Consider the following 19,343-nt stretch of genomic DNA (forward strand, 5'->3'; position numbering starts at 1 on the left):
AAGTAGCAGATAAATATATTTTTTTTCTACAATTTGGTTGATAGTTAAATCCTATCATTATATTTGTCCTACAAATAAATTTTAGAATTAAATTTGGCTATTCTAAGTACCCGTAAAAGAAAAAATGCATGATTCAAAACTTTATCAGGATGAAAAAGAAGCTAAAGTCGCCTTGGAGAGTATTATTATTGGTTGCGCTATGGTGCGCTAGTTGTACGGTCTTATTTGCCCAACAAAAAATCGGGGGTGTGGTGAGGTCAGCCGAAGATTCGGCTCCTATGCCTTTTGTGACAGTGGTGGTTAAAGGTACACAGCTCGGAGTCAATACCGATGTTAACGGAAAATATACCATTGCTGCGCAAAGTGGGCAAACCTTGGTTTTTAGTTTTGTGGGTTACAAATCACAGGAAGTGATAGTGGGAACCCAAACCGAAATCAATGTTTCATTAAGTCAAGATTTGCAGACCCTCAACGAAGTACTTGTGGTGGGTTATGGTACCCAATCGCGCGACAAAATAACGACTGCTGTATCGCGTCTCGACAATAAAGTGCTAGAAAACGTGCCCTATCAAAATGCGGCATCGTCGTTGCAAGGGTCGATTGCGGGGGTACGCGTACAGACGGTTTCGGGGCAGCCTGGCGCGGCGCCACGCGTGGTATTGCGCGGAGGTACTTCTATTATCAACCCCAACGGCGCAGCACCGCTGTATATTATTGACGGGGTAATTCGTCCAGATTTGAGCGATATAAGCTCCGAAGAAATCGAATCGATTCAAGTCTTAAAAGACGCGGCTTCGACGGCTATCTACGGAGCGCGGGCTTCTAACGGGGTGGTGATTGTGACCACTAAATCAGGTAAAAGTGGCAAGCTAAGGGTCAATTACCAATACAATCTATCAATGTCGCAGTTGGCCAAGGGGTATGACCTTGCTTCGGCGCGAGATTATATCAATTATCAACGACAGGGAATATTAGCTACGGTAGCGGTGTCGGGCAATTCGACTTATTTGACCCAATTGGCTGGGAAAACAGGCTATGGGACAGGTAATGATTTGACCAATTTGACACCCTATACCACCCAATATCTAACTGACCAGAATAGACAAAAACTCAATGAAGGCTGGCAGAGTATGCCCGACCCCGTAGATCCTACCAAAACAATTATTTTTCAGGAGACTGATTTTCAAAAGGTTTTGTTTCAAAATGCGATTTCCCAAAACCACCACGTTTCGTTGTCGGGTGGAAGTGAAAAGGCTACCTTCAATGCAGGAATTGGGTATATGAATGCGCAAGGTATTGCCATTACGACCATGTATCAGCGTCTCAATTTTGACTTGAACGGAGATTTGATGGTCAACGACCACCTGAAGTTTTATGCGCGTATGATGTACTCGCGCTCAGGAAACAATCAAGTGTTTTCAAACAACAGTATTTTTGAACGCTCTATCGACATCCCTCAAACCACCAAATATCGTTTTGAAGATGGTACATTGGCTCCTGGGTTGGCACAGTCGATTGGTAACCCCGAATATTTTCTGAATAAACTAAAAGGGAAAAACGCTTTCGCCAATCTTTCGATGGCGATAGGGAGTCATTGGCAGATATTGCCGGGACTATCTTTTGACCCACAAGTTTCGATTTATGAGACCACGGGCGACGGGCGTTCGTTTCAGCAAGGATTTTTAAACGGCCCTACCGCGTTTGTTTCCACACGTACGGCGACGGGCTCTTTTGGCAAACGTACACAATATCAGGCTGACGGCGTATTGTCTTATATCAAAAGCATCGGCCAAGCGCACAATCTTGATGCGAAGGTGGGTATTTCTTATTTTCAAAGAGATACCACTGGGTTGGGAGCGGTAGGGCAGGGGGCTTCTTCTGATTTGATTCCTACGCTCAATGCTTCTGCTACGCCTGTTTCGGTGACAGGCTTTGAAAGTCGCCAAGTATTAGTAGGATATTTTTCACGTATCAATTATGACTACATGGAAAAATACCTCGTCTCACTCAATGCTCGCTACGACGGGGCATCCAATTTAGGAAAAACGCACCAATGGGGTTTTTTCCCTGGAGTATCTGTGGGCTGGAATCTTCACAAAGAAAATTTCTGGAAAGGAATTAGTGAAGATAAGCTGCGGGTCAAGCTGAGAGCCAGCTATGGCGTAAACGGTAACATCGCTGGACTCACTGATTTTCAGTCGCAAGGGCAATATAGCGTGGGGAATTTGTATGGCGGCAATGCGGCTATCACCAATACCGTATTGGCCAATTCAAGTTTGAAATGGGAACGTTCCAAAACAGTCAATATTGGTACCGACATCGCTATATGGAATGGCCGAATCAATATGCTAGTGGACGTATATCGCCGTGTGACCGACAATCTCTTGACCGACTTGAGTTTGCCACTTTCTACCGGATTCTCAAGCGTTCGGACCAATTTAGGAAGTCTTGAAAACAAAGGAATTGAAGTAGAGCTTCGGGCCAATATGTTGCCTTCTACGTCGCCTTTGGAGTGGGTGGTATCGGTCAATGCGGCCAAAACCAAAATGAAAATTCTTAAATTACCTACCAATGGTAACCTGAATAATCGCATCGGAGGAGTTGAAATTTGGGATCCTCAGACTCGCTCTTACGTATATTACGGCGGTTTACAAGAAGGAGGTCGGGTAGGAGATATGTTTTCGTATAAACAACTCGGAATTTATGCCACCGACGAAGCCGCTGCAAGTGCCCCGATTGATTATCTGATTACAAGGACAAATCGTACCAAATATGGTGGAGACGTAATTTGGCTCGATTCTGACGGCAATGGTTCTATTGATGCCCGCGACCGCGTGTATGTTGGTAATCCTTTCCCTACTTTGACGGGTGGAATTTCAAACTCGCTTAATTATCGCGGTTTGGGGCTATATGCACGTGCCGATTATACCACGGGTCATACGATTTTTAACTACCCTCGTGCACAGATGATTGGGCAGTTTCAGGGAGATATTAATATCTCAAAAGAAGCCCTCTCTTCTTGGAAAAAACCAGGGGATATTACGGAAGTGCCTAAATATTATTGGGCTGACCAAGTGGCTCAAAACAACCTTTTTCGCAATGCCACTGCTGCAAATGGTAGTAATTCGAGGTACTACGAATCGGGCAATTTTCTTTGCTTAAGAGAGGTTTCACTCTCGTACAGTGTGCCCAAAAAATATACAAATCGCTTGAAGATTGAGGGAGTAAGGCTGAATCTAACTGCCCAAAACTTAGGGTATTTTACAAAATATAAGGGTCTAAATCCTGAAGAAGGAGGTACCGATCGGGGGCGTTATCCTGTCCCTAGAACATTCATGTTTGGTTTAAATGTTTCGCTTTAATCCTTCCGAATTATCATGAAATCAAAATCCATATTCTTAAAACTGGCTTTGTTGAGCCTTTTATTCACTGCTTGTACCGAAAATCTGAGCGTGACACCGACGAGTGTCATCAGTAACGAGTCCTTTTGGAAAACCCAAGACGATGCCAATGGCGGGGTTTATGGGATGTACGTGTACCTTCGTACGCAAGCTAGCCGTAATATGTTTTTGTGGGGTGAAGCTCGCAGTGAGACGATGAGCTCTGGCACCCAAGGCTTGGATGGTCGTGATCCTTTTTATCTCAATCAGCTGGATGCTACTACTTCGGGCCCAGACTGGCAAGGGATGTACACCATCGTTCATCACGCCAACCTCGTTTTGAAAAATGTACCCAACATTAGTTTTACATCAGAAGCAGCCAAAAACAAAATTTTGGCACAGGCTTATGCCATGCGGGCTTTTGTCTATTTCTGTATGGTTCGCACTTGGGGGGAGCTTCCGATTGTGACCGAGCCTACTGTTCAGTTTGACCCTGCTTCTATCCAAAAAGAGCGCTCTTCTGTAGCGGATGTTTTCAAACTTATCAAAGATGATATAGATAAGGGAATAGCACTTTTCCCCGACAATACTTTCCCCACTGGGCGTAATGTCTGGAGCAAGCCCGCTCTCAACGCCCTCAAAGGAGATGTATATCTTTGGACAGCCAAAAAACTAGGCGGCGGCAATGCTGATTTGACAAAGGCTTTGGAGGCTCTCAATCAAGTCAAAACCTCCGATGTAACTTTGTTGGATGATTACAGCAGTGTTTTTGATTATGCCAATAAAGGCAACAAAGAGATTGTGTTTGCTGTCAACTTCCGTCGTAATGAATTTACCAACAACGATTATCTCAATATGCATTTTGCGGCGGCGTTTGTTCCTGTCGATATTAGTAGCGAGGTATCGGCTGCTTTAGGGATTGCTGGTGGGCAAAATTTCTGGGCACCTTCTCAAGTGTTTCGTAGTCAATTTACGGATGATGACCAACGCAAAAACGGAACTTTCCGTGAGATATATACTTCCACAGGCGGTAATCGGCGATTTTATGGTTCATTTGCGGTCAAATTTGACGGGATGATAGAGCTAGGTACCCGTTATTATTTGGACGACTACGTCATTTATCGTTATGCGGATGTTTTATTGATGATTGCAGAAATCAAAAATGCTTTAGGACAAGATCCCACGGCTGAAATCATGCAAGTCAGAACGAGAGCTTATGGTAAAAATATTGCTACTCATGGTTTTATCAATGGTACGCAAGCCCAGAATGATGAGGTCATTCTCAAAGAACGCTTGCTGGAGTTGGGGTTAGAAGGTAAGCGTTGGTGGGACCTTGTGCGTTTTGGTAAAGCTTTTGAAAAAGTGCCGTCGCTCCAAAGCCGCGCTGGTAAAGATTACTTATTGCTGTTCCCGATTTCGGCCAATACCCTCAGTTTGGAAAACAAGGTAAAACAAAATCCTGGGTATTAAGTACATTGTAATTTCGATTTTTTACCCGCAGAGATTCGCCGAATGATAAAAGCGCTGATTGCCGCTGAAAAAAGGCTTTGTATTAACAACAATCTGCGGGTAAAATTAAATGGCTGTGTACTAAATAGCTGATTATTAAGATTTTTGAAATTAAAATTTATCTATAATGTATAATAAATCATCCATTGGAGGGCTATGGCCTGCTTTGTTTACCCCAGTTGACCAAGAAGGCGCTCCTCATTTTGCGGAATTAGAAAAAATTACTCAATTGTGTCTTGACCAGCAGCTCGACGGTATTTATGTCCTTGGCTCGACGGGGCAAGGAGTATTGTTTAGCGAAAAACAAAGAATTGAAGTTACCCAAAAGGTAATGGAAATCGTTGGCAATAAAATCCCTGTGATGACTCAAGTAGGGGCGTTGAATACTCGCGAATCGATACGTCTGGCGCAAGCTGCCGAAAAAGCTGGCGTGTACGGAATATCGTCGGTAGCACCTATCTATTATCAAGGAGGTACCGAAAATGCCCTTGCTCATTACCGCGCCATTAGTTCTTCTATCAATATCCCGTTTTTCCCTTACCATGTAGGCAATCAAAGCATTTTTGGAGGAGACGCTCGTGTTTATATTGACAAACTGCTTACCCTACCCAACATTGAGGGGATGAAATTGACTACCCAAAACCTCTACGAAATCAGCCTAATGCACCTCTTGGCAGGCGATGATTTAATACTTTTCAGTGGAGCAGATGAGTTGTTTTGCCAAGCTACTTTGAGTGGAACGGTGGGCGCTATTGGTAGTTTTTATAATCTATGGGGCGAAGAATGCCGCTATGTACGCAATGCTTTTATCGCCGGTAATTATGAATTGGGACAACGATTCATGCTCACTTTACAAGAAATCATCTATACGGTTTTGCCCAATGCTTGGTCGTTTTTTGACAAGGCAATGGAGCTAAAGCACGGTATTCGTATTGGTATGCCCAATCCCCCTTTGGGTATGCACAACCAACCGTGGGACGACGAACCTGTACACGAAATCTTAGAAAAAATGGCGTTGACTGTTGGGACGATTAGTAAATAAATCAAGAAAGATGAGGATGAAAAAACGAACTATCTTAGGTTTAATGGGCGGGCTGATACTTTCGGTTGCGCTCACGCAGGCACAAGAAACAACTCCTGTTTTTAATGAACAAAATGGAAAAATAACTGCCTCAGATGCCTGGATTCCCAAAAATGTGGAGGAGTTGAAGGGGCAATTGATGGGACCGTTTGTAAGAAACAAACAAGGACATATCGTAGCTATTGACGGCCAAAATAGTAAAATTAGCAAAGATGAAGGCAAAACGTGGGAGTCGTTCCCGCTTTTTGCCCAACCCGAGAAGTTCAACGTTTCGGGAGAAAGAGCAATGATTACGACCCGTAGCGGCGTTATTATTTTTGCGTTTTTAAATCTAGCGGAGCGTTCGGAATGGAAATGGGATCCTAAAACGTCCGATTCGCCGGGGGCTATTTTGCCTACCTATGCTATTCGAAGCCTTGACGGTGGCCGCACTTGGCAAAACCTGAGGCGACTTCATACCGAGCATACGGGCGCGATTCGGAGTATGATTGAAACCCAAAGCGGAAATGTCATTTTTACGTCGATGATGATGCGCCACAATCCCGGCCACCATACGGTATTGACTTACACCTCACGCGACGACGGCGAAAATTGGGAACGCTCTAATGTCATTGATTTGGGCGGTATCGGGCACCACAGCGGAGTGACGGAATCAACCATAGAGCAGCTCAAAGACGGACGTATTTGGCAATTGATGCGTACCAATTGGGGCACTTTTTGGGAATGTTTTTCTGACGATGAAGGCATTACGTGGAAAACCATCCGTCCTACGGCTATTCCGGCGGCTTCGGCTCCGGGGCAGCTCAAGCGCCTTGCTTCTGGCAAACTCGTTTTGATTTGGAATCGCCGTTTTCCTGAAGGTAAAAACACCTATCCCCTTCGTGGAGGTGACGGGCAGTTTTCGGAGATAGCGGCTAGTAACCACCGCGAAGAGCTTTCTATCGCTTTCTCGGACGATGACGGCAAAACATGGAGTAAACCACGGGTGATTGCGAAGTCATACAAAATCCAAAACAGTGACACTTCTAAAGCGTGGATTGCGTACCCCTACATTTTTGAGATAAAGCCAGGCAAATTGTGGGTGACTACGATGCAAGGTGACTTACGTATCTCCTTGAACGAAGCCGATTTTTATTAATGACAGAGGCATGAAAAATATCAAAATCATTTTCATAGTAGCATTTTTGCTGACTCAAACGTTTGCCATACGTGCCCAATCGGTTCGAGAAAATGAGGTGGTATTGAGACTTGAACCTGGGTCTAACAATCCTCGCAATAGTGAGGGGGACTTTGTGACCCTCAAAGACGGGCGTATCTTGTTTATATACAGCCGTTTTACGGGCAATTCGGCCAGTGATTTTGCCCAAGCCGACTTGGTCGCACGCTACTCTTCCGACGGCGGCAAAACATGGACTGACCAAGACCGCATGATTGTCAAAAACAACGCTGGTATGAACGTGATGTCGGTGTCTTTGTTGCGGCTGCGAAATGGCGATATTGCTTTGTTTTATGCTGGTAAAAACTCGATCGATGATTGCATTCCTCTGGTACGTATATCAAAAGACGAAGGCGAGACTTGGAGCGAAGCCACTCCTTGTATTACCGATAAGAAAGGGTATTTTGTACTGAACAACAACCGCATTATTCAGCTCAAAAATGGTACGCTGCTCATGCCCGTAGCGCATCATAAGACTCCCGAAGGAGGTGATTTTAATGATCACGGTGTCATTTACTGTTATCGTTCGGACGACAACGGAAAAACATGGACGTCAAGTTTGGCCTTAGAAAATCCAAATGCCGTGATGCTACAAGAACCCGGGCTGACTGCATTGACTAAAAAAGAAGTCATGATGTATATCCGAACCGATGCGGGAGTACAATATGCTTCTTTTTCGAAAGATGGCGGCAAAACTTGGAGCCCCGTAGCGCCTACTGAAATCCGCTCGCCACTTTCGCCGGCTTCGGTGGCGCGTATTCCTGCCACGGGCGATTTGGTATTGGTTTGGAACGACAACAGCGCCGTAAAAGAAGGTTATAAAGGCCGTCGTACGCCGCTCAATATCGCCGTTTCGAGTGATAACGGTAAAAGTTGGAAAAACCAACAAGTCCTCGAAAATGACCCTGATGGTTGGTACTGCTATACGGCGATTCATTTTGTTGGTAAAAAGAACCTATTGCTGAGCTATTGTGCTGGCAACCGCCCCAAAGGTACGGGGCTTTCGGTGACCCATGTAAGGCGATTGAGTATTGATTTTCTTTATCCATAATCCTAAGTATTCCTAAACCCATGACTTATTTTAGAGTTTATCGCTTATTAATTCCCGTTTTGTGGGCTGTGATTGGATGTACAACAGCAGTTCTAGCCCAGACAGACCCTGCTGTGACTTTACAACTTCGTCCCGGAGAAAATAATCCACGCAATAGCGAAGGTGATTTTATTACCCTGAAAAACGGCAAAATTCTCTTTGTCTATTCGCATTATACGGGCAAATCTACCAGCGACCATGCACCTGCTTATTTGGCGGGGCGTGTTTCTGACGACGGTGGCAAAACTTGGTCTGCTTCCGACCGCCTGATTGTGGACCGCGAAGGAGATATGAATGTGATGTCGGTGTCGTTGTTGAGGCTAAAAAACGGCCAAATTGCCTTATTTTATTTGAAGAAAAATTCTGAAATGGATTGTATTCCATTGATGCGTATTTCGACCGATGAGGCGCAGACTTGGAGCGAACCCATTCCTTGTATTACTGACAAAAAAGGCTATTTTGTATTGAACAACAACCGCGTGATTCAACTCAAAAATGGGCGATTGCTCATGGCGGTGGCGCTACATCGTACCCCCGAAACGGCTTGGCAAAATCGGGCTACTCTTTTTAGTTATTATTCGGACGACAACGGAAAAACGTGGACTTCCAGCCCTGCGGTGCCCAATCCTGCCCCCACCATTACGCAAGAACCGGGGCTAATTGAGTTGAAAGACGGTAAAGTCATGATGTTTATTCGGGCCGATAGCGGATTTCAGGAGCTTAGTTTTTCCGAAGACCGTGGGCAAACATGGAGCCCTATCAAACCAAGCGATATTCTTTCTCCACTTTCGCCTGCTTCAATGGCGCGTATTCCTTCCACGGGCGATTTGTTGATGGTCTGGAACAACAATAAAAAATCGGAAGAAGGCGGTCGTTGGGGCAAACGTACGCCGCTGACTATTGCGGTTTCGCGCGATGAAGGCAAAACTTGGCAACACGTCAAAAACATCGAAACCGACCCCGACGGCTGGTATTGCTACACGGCTATTCATTTTAAAGGTAAAGATGTATTATTGGCTTATTGTGCTGGAAGTCAGGCGGCCAAAACCCATTTGTCGGTGGTTAATATTCGTAAAATGAGCATCAAATCGCTTTATCAATAGCATTGTTTTCGGTGATGAATTTAGTTAGATCATATACCTTAAAATCAGACCAAAGTGGCCCTCACGTTTTGCTGATAGCGGGCGTACATGGGGATGAGTATGAGCCTATGAAGGCGGTATTGGTTTTAAAAGAAATCGTATCAAAACTACTCTGTAAAGGCTCGGTTACGATTGTTCCCACGGCCAACGAAAGTGCGTTTAGAAACGGCAGCCGTTGCGGAGAAGACGGATTGGATTTAGCCCGTACTTGTCCTGGGGCACCCGACGGAAGCATTACGGAACGCATATCGGATGAGGTAAGTCAGTTGATTCGACAGGCGGATTATTTGGTCGATATGCACACCGGTGGGGTGATGTTTGACATCGCTGCCTTGGCGGGGTACATGCTTCATGCCGATTCTTTTGTGCTTGAACGTCAGCGGACTATGGCAAAAGCTTGTCAGTTGCCTATTGTGTGGGGCACGGAGCCTACTCCCGAAGGTCGTACGCTGTCTATTGCGCGCGATGCAGGGGTTCCGGCCATTTATCTTGAGTACGGAGGAGGAACCAATTTCCGTCCACAGGTCGTAGAAGCCTACCAAATTGCCTTTTTGAATATCCTTTCTTGGCTAGAAATGATAGAAAATAAACCCGAAGAAACTCTCCAAGAGCCCGCTTTTTGGGTAGAAGACCATCGGGTTTTGTCAGGCTACCTGCAAGCGATGCTACCTGCACCTACGGATGGTTTTTTTGTAGGAGAAAAAGTAATTGGGGAGTTTGTGAAAAAAGGGGAGCGGTGGGGCTACGTCCTAGACCCGATTAGCGGGCTAGAGACGGAGGTATTTTGTGACAAAGACGGCTTGGCTTTTCTAAAAAGGGCGTTGATTAAAGTCCAAAAAGGCGACGCTTTAGGAGGAATTTTACCCATTACTCAAACCGGAAAAATTGTAATTTATGAATCCTAAGAAAGTAGCCCTCATTACTGGCGCAGCTGGCGGGATTGGTAGTGCTACCGCTAGTGCTTTGGCAGAAGAAGGTTTTCTTCTTTCTCTCATTGATACTGACGCCGAACGACTCGCACAACTCAACGAAGAATGGCAAAAACATACCCAAACCCTTCTTTTGGTAGGAGATTTGGCCGAAGCACCTTTTCTCCAACATATCGTAAAAACAACAGTCGATACATGGGGGCATATTGATGTACTAATTAACAACGCGGCTTGGCGTACCTTAGAGAGTTTGCGTACGATGCAGTTGGAAACATGGGAACGTACCTTGAAAGTATGCTTGACGGCGCCCGCTTTTTTGACCAAATGGGTGGCCGAAAACATGGAACAGCAAGGCCGTTCGGGCGTGATAGTGAATGTGTCGAGTGTGATGGCTCATCGTCCTTCGGGTATGGGATCTGCCTACATTGCGGCCAAAGGAGGTTTGGAAAGCCTGACCCAAGAAACTGCCACCACCTACGGACGAAGCGGAATCAGGGTAGTGGGCATTGCGCCCGGTTTGGTCGAAACGCCCTTGAGCCGTGATTATAAAAATGACGAAGGCAATGACATTAGCCAAAAGCTAATTGACGAAATGACCGACTTTGTACCCTTAGGTCGCGGGGCATCGCCCCAAGAAATTGCCGAAGTGATTCGTTGGGTGATTTCTGATAGTGCGGCTTATATCACTGGCACAACCTTGCCAATTGATGGTGGGTTTCATTTCAATTTCAATAAATATTCTATTAAAAAACTCCAACTGCCCAACGAATTTTGAAAACCATCTGGAATTATGCCGAGTATTTGCCTGCTATCCCCGAATCTCATCGCGTGTTTTTGGGTGAAGGACAAACGCCATTGGTAAAGTCGAAGCATATTGGCAAGCAACTTGGGCTTGAATCATTGTATTTTAAAACCGAAAACCTTAACCCAACTGGCTCCTATAAAGACCGTTTTGCGGCTGTGCTAGTCAGTCAAATGCAGGCAGCGGGTCAAAAAGTATGTATTGCCACTTCGAGCGGAAATACAGGTGCCGCCTTGGCCGCTTATTGTGCTGCCGCAGGGATTGTGTGTATTGTGGTGGTGGTTGACGGCGCACCGTTGCCCAAAATCAAACAAATGCAGCTCTACGGAGCTCAGATATTGATGGTCAAAGATTTTGGAAAAAGTGCGTCAGTCACGGAGCAGGTCTTTGCTGAATTGGCTGCTATTTGCCAAAAATTTGATTTACCGCTTCCTATTAGCGCGTTTCGATATTGTCCAGCGGCTATGCAAGGCGTACAGACTTTGGTTTATGAAATTGCTGAACAACTACCCGCTGCTCCGACGCATATCTTCTCGCCCGCAGGAGGTGGTGGCTTGACGCTTGCCATTACCAAAGGTGTATTGTCGGCGGGACTTTCTACCCGCGTACATTGTGTACAGCCCGAAGGCAATGACACGATTGCGTCGGCCTTGCGTCAAGGGCGCGAGGTGGCTACGCCTGTCGAATATTCTACAACCCTTGTGAGTGGTTTGCAAGTAGCCAATGTCATTGATGGAGACCAAGTAATCGAAAACTGCCGACAACTAGGCGGTAATGGCTATACCGTCAGTGATGCTGAGGTATTTGAATGGCATCGACAATTGGCCCAAACAGAAGGTATTTTTGGCGAACCAGCAGGAGCGGTGGCTTTGGCGGGGGTGGTCAAAGCGCTTCGGTTAGGTGAAATCGCGCCCACTGACGTGGTTGTGTGTCCTGTTACGGGTAGTGGTTTCAAAGACATGAATGCAGTAGAACGAAATTTCGGCCTTCCGGCCATATCCACTATGGGTGTTGCTGATTGTGTTGCGGCAATTCAACGATATTTTTAGTAACACCTTGTCACATTATTATGAAAAAAGTACCTTTTCTTTCTTCGGTATATCCTTGGGTAATTGTGGGTTTGCTGTGTGTAGTGGGCTGCCTCAACTACCTCGACCGCATGATGATTACGACCATGAGGGGTTCTATCATGAGTTCTATTCCCATGAGCGAATCCCAATTTGGCTTACTGACTTCGTTGTTTCTGTGGGTGTACGGCTTGCTCAGTCCCTTAGCGGGCTACCTCGCCGACCGCTTCAATCGTAGTCGCGTCATTATCGGAAGTTTATTTGTGTGGTCGTTGGTCACGTGGATGACCGCTTACGTATCGACTTTCGAAGAATTGCTCTTGACGCGCGCTTTGATGGGTATCAGCGAAGCCTGCTACATACCGGCGGCCTTGGCATTAATCAGTGATTATCACCGAGGAAGCAGTCGCTCCTTGGCGACGGGTATCCATATGGGAGGTATCATGATTGGGCAAAGTCTAGGGTTTATTGGCGGTTGGCTTGCCGAAGACCGTACTTGGAATTACGTCTTTTTGGTTTTTGGCATCATTGGAATTGTGTATGCGATACTGCTCACTTTTTCGCTCAAAGACCGCAAAGAAGACACTACAGCCGAAAACGCGATTTCTGAAACTACCTCTGCTATTGGGCTCAAAGAAGCCATTAAAGTTTTGTTTAGCAACCGAGGCTATTGGCTAGCGTTGACCTTTTGGGGAATAGCGGGAGTCGTCACGTGGATGATTGTAGGCTGGCTTCCTACTTACTACCAAGAGCATTTTGGGCTTACCCAAAGTGTAGCAGGTATGTATGCCACTGCCTATTTTCACCCCGCTTCTTTGTTTGGTGTGCTAGTAGGAGGCTATTTGGCCGACCGCTTCAGCCGTCAGAATCCTAAAGGAAGGATATTGGTTCCTATGATTGGACTAGCTATTGCGGCTCCAGCTGTTTTCATCGCGGCAAGTACGTCCGTGTTTGGATTGGCAATCGCGGGCTTTACCATTTATGCTTTTACGCGTACTTTTTTGGATGCCAACATGATGCCCATTTTGTGCATGATTGTGGATCGCCGTTATCGGGCTACGGGTTATGGTATTATCAACATGCTTTCGTGTATTATCGGCGGTATCGGCATCTACGCCGGTGGCGCTGTTCGTGATGCTCATTTAGATTTGAGCATACTGTTTCGGGTAGCCACGGTCGTGTTGTTGATTTGTATTTTTCTCCTATACCGACTTTACCTAACAGCAAATGTTATCGAAGAAAAAGAAGCTTAGATGAAAATGTTGCCCCTCTTTGAGTCTCATTTTAAGGGGATTAACCGACGATTTATTAAAGGATAAATGATAATTAACAATTAGCAGTGGCTTGCCACTTAACACATTTATGAATTTCGAAGAACTCAAAAATCAGTTGTACGTAGCCGTTATTTCGGATGTATTAGACCAAATGGGCTATACGCATCAGGCTACGCGGATTGCGTTTACACCTTATACGGGTATTAACAAAATCATGGGACGTTGTAAAACCACACTTTGGGCCGATATGTACCATACCGATTCCAATCCTTACGAACTAGAGTTAAAAGCCGTTGATAGCTGTCAGCCGGATGATGTGCTGATTGCGGCAGCGGGAGGCTCGGAGCGCTCAGGGATTTGGGGAGAGTTGCTTTCTACGGCAGCTCGCAATAGTGGTTGCGTAGGGGTGATTGTTCACGGGGCGGTTCGGGACATTGCCAAAATGCGAGAAATGGCGTTTCCAGTATTTGCGACGGCTCGCAATCCTTATGATAGCCAAAATCGCCAACGGGTAGTTGATATAGATGTGCCCGTAGAAATCGACGGCGTTCGGTTTTCGCCTGGCGATGTTGTAATGGCCGATGAAGACGGGATTGTCGTGATTCCCAAAGCCATAGAAGAGGAAGTGATCAAAGCGGCCTTGGCCAAAGTTTCGGCTGAAAATATTACCAGAGATGAGATTAAAAATGGAATGAAGGCCACAGAAGCCTATTTAAAATACGGAGTATTATGAGCACCAAAAAACAACCAATCACGGGAAGCGACGTCCCTCAAAGTCATTTGCCTTTTTCGCCGGGGATTATTTCGGGCGGCTATCTTTATATTTCAGGCCAAGCCTCGGTCGATGACAAAGGCAACATCGTCACTGATACTTTTGAAGGAGAATGTCGTCGGTCGTTTGATAATCTAAAACGCATTGCTGAAGCCGCTGGAACTACCCTTGACAATGCCGTTCAGGTACGAAACTACGTGGGTAAGCAAGAATATTTGGCCGAATTCAATGCCATTTATCGCGAGTATTTCAGTGCGCCCTTTCCTGCCCGTACTACCCTCATAGGGTGTTTGGGAGATATTCTAAAATTTGAAGTAGATGCTGTGATTGCGTTATGAAAAAGCGAATCGCTCTACTAGGGATTTATCACGAAACCAATACTTTTATCGAGCGGCCTACCACGCTCGATGATTTTCGAAATGGATATTGGCTTGAAGGACAGCAGATTGTGTCGGAGTACCGTGGCGCTCATCACGAAATAAGCGGGGTAATAGACGCCGTGGCGGAGGCCGAAGATATGGAGCTAGTGCCAGTACTATATGTAATGGCTACCCCCGGAGGTATCATTTCGGGTAAAACGTATGAAGCAATTCTCACTCAAATGTGGGATGCCCTCGCCCAAGTAGGCCACATCGATGGCTATGTGGTAGTGCCCCACGGTTCGGGAGTTGCCGAAACTTATCCCGATATGGATGGGCATTGGTTGAGTCAACTTCGTGACAAAGTGGGAGAAGATGTACCCATTATCGGAACCCTCGACCCTCATGCCAATGTGAGTCCTGCGATGGCAAATGCTACCAACGCCCTCACGGCCTATGGTACTAATCCCCACATCGACCAATACGCAACGGGGTTGCGGGCGGGGAGGTGGATGGTGGAGACATTGAGAGGCACGCTAAAACCCATCCAAAAGCTAGTACAATTGCCCTTGGCGATTAGTATCGAGCAGCAATATACTTCGCACGACCCTTGCCAAAGCCTGTTGGCGTTTATGAAGGCACAAGCGGCTGAAAATGGCCTAATTCATGCAAGTTTGTTGTTGGGGTTTCCCTACGCTGACGTGCCTGAGATGGGTTCTAGTTTTTTGCTCGTTGCTAATGGACTCCATACGCAAGAAGCTCAATTCGACCAAGTAGCTGAGCAGTTCACGGCCTATGTAATGAGTCGAAAAAGTCTTTTTAACGGAAAAAAAACAGGTATTGAAGAGGTGTATGAACAATTGTCGGATTTACCCAAACCTATTTTACTACTTGATATGGGCGACAATGTAGGCGGGGGGGCTTTGGGTAATAGCACTCATTTGATTGAGTTTTTTGAAAAAAAATCTTTTGCCAAAGTATTTACGTGCCTAGCCGATCCTGCTGCCGTGGAAGAGGCTTTTCAACATAGCCTGGGAGAGCGATTTGGGCTTGATTTGACTACTACCCAAGGCAAGTGGCATGTGTATGTTACTTTAAGACAATTGTCGGACGGGATTTTTAAGGAAGATACTCCCAAACACGGCGGTTTTGTCAATTATAACATGGGAAAGACGGCTGTCGTCCAAACCGATCAAGGCAATGTACTCATGCTTACTGAGCGTCGCACGCCACCCTATAGCCTACGTCAAATGACTGCTTTTGGACTAGAACCTGCTGTATTTGAGGTGATTGTAGCCAAAGGTGTAAATGCGCCTATTGCGGCCTATTCGTCGGTATGCCCTACCATTGTGCAAGTAGATACTCCCGGAGCTACGCAGGCCGATATGACCCTTTTTACGTATCATCGTCGGCGCAAGCCCTTATATCCATTCGAAGACTTTAGCTGATTTTGTCATGCAGATTACTGTCCAAAAATTATTTAACCTTCCCTTTTATACTGAAGGACCTGCCGTGGATTCGGAACGGCATCTTTTTTTTACGGCCCTGACGGGCGGCTGGGTCGGAAAGGTGGACGAAAAAGGCGAAGCCCTCCAATGGGCCACTGCCGTATGTCCCAACGGCCAAGTCATCGGGCCTGATGGTTCACACTGGTTTTGTGATAGTAAGCAAAGAGGGATTTTGTGTTTTGACGTAAATGGAAAGCCTCTGCCTGAGCCTGTTATGGGGCAAATTGCGGGCGAAAAAATCCACACCCCCAATGATCTTATGCTGGATAGTGAGGGCAATCTGTATTTTACTGACTCTTTGCTTACTGATGGAAAGGTGTTTTTTAAAGGGGCGGATGGGAATGAAAAAGTTGTGCTGCGAGGCATCGACTATGCCAATGGATTGGCTTTGTCAAACGATGAGCGGTTTTTATACGTAGCAGAGAGTTATCAAAATCGAATCTTGCGGGTAGAACTTGCCGAACCGGGCGTGGCCGCAGCCAAGGCAGAGGTATTTGCTGACTTGCCTACGCATGTGTCGGGCGTGATTAGCCAAAATTTACCAGATGGCCTTGCCATTGACCCTCAAGGCAATCTTTGGGTGGCCCATTATGGAATGCAGGCTATTCAGGTTTTAAATTCGCAAGGAGAGTGGTTGTTTAGTCTTGATACACAGCTTCCTCTCACGAGCAATCTTTGTTTTATCGAATATCAGCCTGAGCGTCAAGTACTGCTTGTGACGGGAGGCTACGGAGAGCCTGGCCCTGGTGCTGTGATGGTAATTACGGTTTCTCATTCATCAGTTATACTATGAAAAAACTCGCTTTGTTTCTTTTGTTTTTCGCTATGAATTTTCTTCATGAAGTATTTGCTCAGTCTAAAGTAGAATGGGTAAAACTACCCGATTTGCCCGACTTGAAAGGGCGTGCGGGGATGTTTGCGGGCGTAAGTCACCACGCTTTGATTGCCATTGGCGGAGCTAATTTTCCTGAAAAAATGCCTTGGGAAGGCGGCAAGAAACGCTGGTACAGCGATATTTTTGTGCTAGAAAAAGGCGGCACTCCCAAGCGCCTCCCTACGCAGCTTGCGGTAGCCTGTGGATATGGGGCTTCGGTTTCGTACCAAAACCAATTGCTGCTATTTGGGGGGAGCAACCAAGACGGGCATCTAACGCAGTCCGAGGCCCTGGAATGGAATGGTACGGATGTGGTTCGTAAGTCGTTGCCTGCACTGCCTTATCCTTTGGCCCAAATGGGAGGGCTAGTGCTAAACGATATGGTGATACTGATAGGTGGAAATCAAACGTCTACCGCCGCACCGCTCAAAACGTGCCTGGTGCTTGACCTTCAAGATATTGCCGCTGGTTGGAAAGAAATCTTGTTTCCAGGAGAGGCGCGTATTTTTCCGATGTGTGGTAAAGACCAACAATATGGCTACGTATTTAGCGGCGAAACATCAGGCCTAAATCGGTTGGGACATAAATACCGCGCTATTTTGACCGACGCATATCGTTTTGAATTGAGACGCGAAAAAGGTCAGCCCGTGGCGCGGTGGGAGTCTCTTGCTCCTATGCCGCGCGGCGCGTCGGCGGGCGGGGCTACGGTACCCTTACTCAAAGACGGAAGGTTCTTTTTTTGGGGTGGGGTAGATGGCATGACAGGAGCATGGCGTACTCCTCCCAAACATCCGGGCATCATCAAGAGTCTCATGGTGTATCATCCTACCGACGACACTTGGGAGTACGTAGGGGAGCAAAAAGAATGGCCCTCACGGGTGACGCTGCCCGTAGTAGAGTGGGAGGGAGTTTGGGTATATGTGAGTGGTGAAATACTGCCAGGGGTACGTACCCCTTCTTTGATGGGCGTTCGCTAGGTGAGTTTTTTATCCTTTGCATTGGAGGCGTAGCAGCATTTTTGCCCCAAATGGTAGTAAGAATGAACTATTATATTTAGGGCGTATAGTTAAGAACAAGTAACTTAAACAATAGCATCTTTTACAGGTTGAGTTTCTCTGCCCACTCCAATTCTTTGGGTAGTTCAATATTGGCAAATTCTAGGTGTATTACCCGTCTTTTTTGGTTGTTAGTTGTTCTGTTTGAACTGTGAAGTGTCAAGGGCTTCATCAACATAATGCCTCCTTGTTGTACACAACAAGTAATTTCAGTTTCAATATTCCAGTTAATTGTTTCGGGTCTATAAATTTTCTTTAAATGTGATTTTGGAATAACTTTTAATGCGCCATTATTTTCGTCTGTATTGTCGAGGTGAATCCTGATGGTTGTTATATTTTCTAAAATATTTATTGGGGGTTGAACTGCAAATTGATTTTGTTTTTTCGTCCAAGGTCCAAAGTTGTCGAGCTCTAGTTTTTTGTCTACCGAGATAGTCAAGTCTTGATGATAAGAGACATACCAGTTGGAGGCTGCTGGTTTGTCAAAATAGATGCTCTTAACCACAAAATAGTTGTCTCCTAAAATATGTCTGATTATCGTTTTTAACTTATGGTTGAAAATTAGATCAACAGTTTGCGGTAATTCTTTTAAAAATTGTCTGATGGCAAATAAATCATTCGTTTTTCTAAAAGTTTCATTCGACATATCTGCTTGATTGATGATTGTCAAGATGTTTTGTATTTCTTCAGCTGAATAGACGTAGTCAATGACGGCAAAGCCGTTGTCTAAGAGTTGCTGTTTATGTTTGATGAGGTCGTTCACGTTTATGTTACACTGAGACATTTTCTATTCTTTACATTCTGTTTTTTTTAGGACTTCTTCTGAGTCAAAAGTAAGTATAGCTCCAGGACTAAATATTGTTTTATTGTCTGTTTCTTCCGTAGAGCCATAGCCTTCTACGAAATTTTCTCCTTTAGCCAAGAATACCACTTCTCGCACCGATTCGACGCCTTCTGACTCAAAAGTATAATCAGCCCGTAGGGTATCCGCGTGCATTCGACCACGTAAAGTGCCTATGTTGCGGTCTTTCTCAAACAGTGAATACACCAAGGTTCCGTGTACATCAAGGCCCTGTTGGGTTAGGGTTAGGGTGATGGTATCGCCTTGCGCAGTCATAAGGGCATAGCATTGTGTTTGACTTTTGGCTATTACTGATGCTGCGCTTGTTGAATCTTTTAGGGTAGCTTCGTCAGTGTTGGTTTTGTTGGAATTACAGCCGCAGAGTAGAGCGACTGTTAGGAATGTGAGTAGATGGGTGGTTTTCATAGGGTGCAAATGTCGCTA

The 19,343-nt window shown here is 45.7% G+C and carries 17 protein-coding genes; 15 read left to right on the forward strand and 2 right to left on the reverse strand.

Annotated elements, in window-relative coordinates:
* Window positions 1-149 precede the first annotated feature (149 nt).
* From G563_RS0125115 to G563_RS0125185, 15 genes are all read left to right on the forward strand, one after another.
* On the forward strand, window positions 150-3,362 hold the full coding sequence (locus G563_RS0125115; protein ID WP_028667751.1) for a SusC/RagA family TonB-linked outer membrane protein: 3,213 nt from the start codon (window positions 150-152) through the stop codon (window positions 3,360-3,362).
* A gap of 15 nt (window positions 3,363-3,377) precedes the next feature.
* Entirely contained in the window at window positions 3,378-4,850 is a 1,473-nt protein-coding gene (locus G563_RS0125120; RefSeq protein ID WP_028667752.1) for a RagB/SusD family nutrient uptake outer membrane protein, read from the forward strand.
* Window positions 4,851-5,016: 166 nt separating this feature from the next.
* Window positions 5,017-5,931: a dihydrodipicolinate synthase family protein gene (locus tag G563_RS0125125; RefSeq protein WP_028667753.1), complete on the forward strand. Its 915-nt coding sequence runs from the start codon at window positions 5,017-5,019 to the stop codon at window positions 5,929-5,931.
* Between the two features lie 16 nt (window positions 5,932-5,947).
* A complete protein-coding gene (locus G563_RS0125130; RefSeq protein WP_028667754.1) occupies window positions 5,948-7,108 on the forward strand; it encodes a sialidase family protein in 1,161 nt (386 codons plus the stop codon).
* Window positions 7,109-7,118: 10 nt separating this feature from the next.
* Complete coding sequence (locus G563_RS0125135; protein WP_028667755.1) at window positions 7,119-8,237, forward strand: sialidase family protein; 1,119 nt, start codon at window positions 7,119-7,121, stop codon at window positions 8,235-8,237.
* Window positions 8,238-8,257: 20 nt separating this feature from the next.
* Window positions 8,258-9,379, forward strand: coding sequence for a sialidase family protein (locus tag G563_RS0125140; protein WP_051211196.1), 1,122 nt, complete (start codon window positions 8,258-8,260; stop codon window positions 9,377-9,379).
* A gap of 14 nt (window positions 9,380-9,393) precedes the next feature.
* Window positions 9,394-10,323, forward strand: coding sequence for a succinylglutamate desuccinylase/aspartoacylase family protein (locus tag G563_RS35855; RefSeq protein ID WP_051211197.1), 930 nt, complete (start codon window positions 9,394-9,396; stop codon window positions 10,321-10,323).
* The gene (locus G563_RS0125150) at window positions 10,313-11,122 is read left to right on the forward strand and encodes an SDR family NAD(P)-dependent oxidoreductase (protein WP_028667757.1); all 810 of its coding nucleotides are present in this window, start codon (window positions 10,313-10,315) and stop codon (window positions 11,120-11,122) included. Before G563_RS35855 ends, G563_RS0125150 begins: the two co-directional genes overlap by 11 nt.
* Window positions 11,119-12,198, forward strand: coding sequence for a pyridoxal-phosphate dependent enzyme (locus G563_RS35860; RefSeq protein WP_211235314.1), 1,080 nt, complete (start codon window positions 11,119-11,121; stop codon window positions 12,196-12,198). Before G563_RS0125150 ends, G563_RS35860 begins: the two co-directional genes overlap by 4 nt.
* 20 nt (window positions 12,199-12,218) lie before the next feature.
* A complete protein-coding gene (locus G563_RS0125160) occupies window positions 12,219-13,469 on the forward strand; it encodes an MFS transporter (RefSeq protein ID WP_037328192.1) in 1,251 nt (416 codons plus the stop codon).
* Window positions 13,470-13,578: 109 nt separating this feature from the next.
* Window positions 13,579-14,223: an RraA family protein gene (locus G563_RS0125165; RefSeq protein WP_028667759.1), complete on the forward strand. Its 645-nt coding sequence runs from the start codon at window positions 13,579-13,581 to the stop codon at window positions 14,221-14,223.
* A complete protein-coding gene (locus tag G563_RS0125170) occupies window positions 14,220-14,600 on the forward strand; it encodes a RidA family protein (protein WP_037328195.1) in 381 nt (126 codons plus the stop codon). The genes G563_RS0125165 and G563_RS0125170 overlap by 4 nt, the downstream gene beginning before the upstream one ends.
* Window positions 14,597-16,069, forward strand: a complete 1,473-nt coding sequence (locus G563_RS0125175) for a M81 family metallopeptidase (protein WP_028667761.1) — start codon at window positions 14,597-14,599, stop codon at window positions 16,067-16,069. The genes G563_RS0125170 and G563_RS0125175 overlap by 4 nt, the downstream gene beginning before the upstream one ends.
* A gap of 7 nt (window positions 16,070-16,076) precedes the next feature.
* Window positions 16,077-16,922, forward strand: a complete 846-nt coding sequence (locus G563_RS0125180; protein ID WP_028667762.1) for an SMP-30/gluconolactonase/LRE family protein — start codon at window positions 16,077-16,079, stop codon at window positions 16,920-16,922.
* A complete protein-coding gene (locus G563_RS0125185; RefSeq protein WP_028667763.1) occupies window positions 16,919-17,980 on the forward strand; it encodes a hypothetical protein in 1,062 nt (353 codons plus the stop codon). The genes G563_RS0125180 and G563_RS0125185 overlap by 4 nt, the downstream gene beginning before the upstream one ends.
* A gap of 121 nt (window positions 17,981-18,101) precedes the next feature.
* Here G563_RS0125185 and G563_RS0125190 read toward each other — a convergent pair whose 3' ends face one another.
* Window positions 18,102-18,821 (reverse strand): phytanoyl-CoA dioxygenase family protein, encoded by a 720-nt coding sequence (locus G563_RS0125190; RefSeq protein ID WP_028667764.1) that lies wholly within the window; start codon window positions 18,819-18,821, stop codon window positions 18,102-18,104.
* Between the two features lie 24 nt (window positions 18,822-18,845).
* Complete coding sequence (locus tag G563_RS35865; protein ID WP_037328197.1) at window positions 18,846-19,325, reverse strand: hypothetical protein; 480 nt, start codon at window positions 19,323-19,325, stop codon at window positions 18,846-18,848.
* Between the last annotated feature and the right edge of the window lie 18 nt (window positions 19,326-19,343).

This window comes from Runella zeae DSM 19591 (assembly GCF_000423565.1).
Classification (GTDB): Bacteria; Bacteroidota; Bacteroidia; order Cytophagales; family Spirosomataceae; genus Runella; species Runella zeae.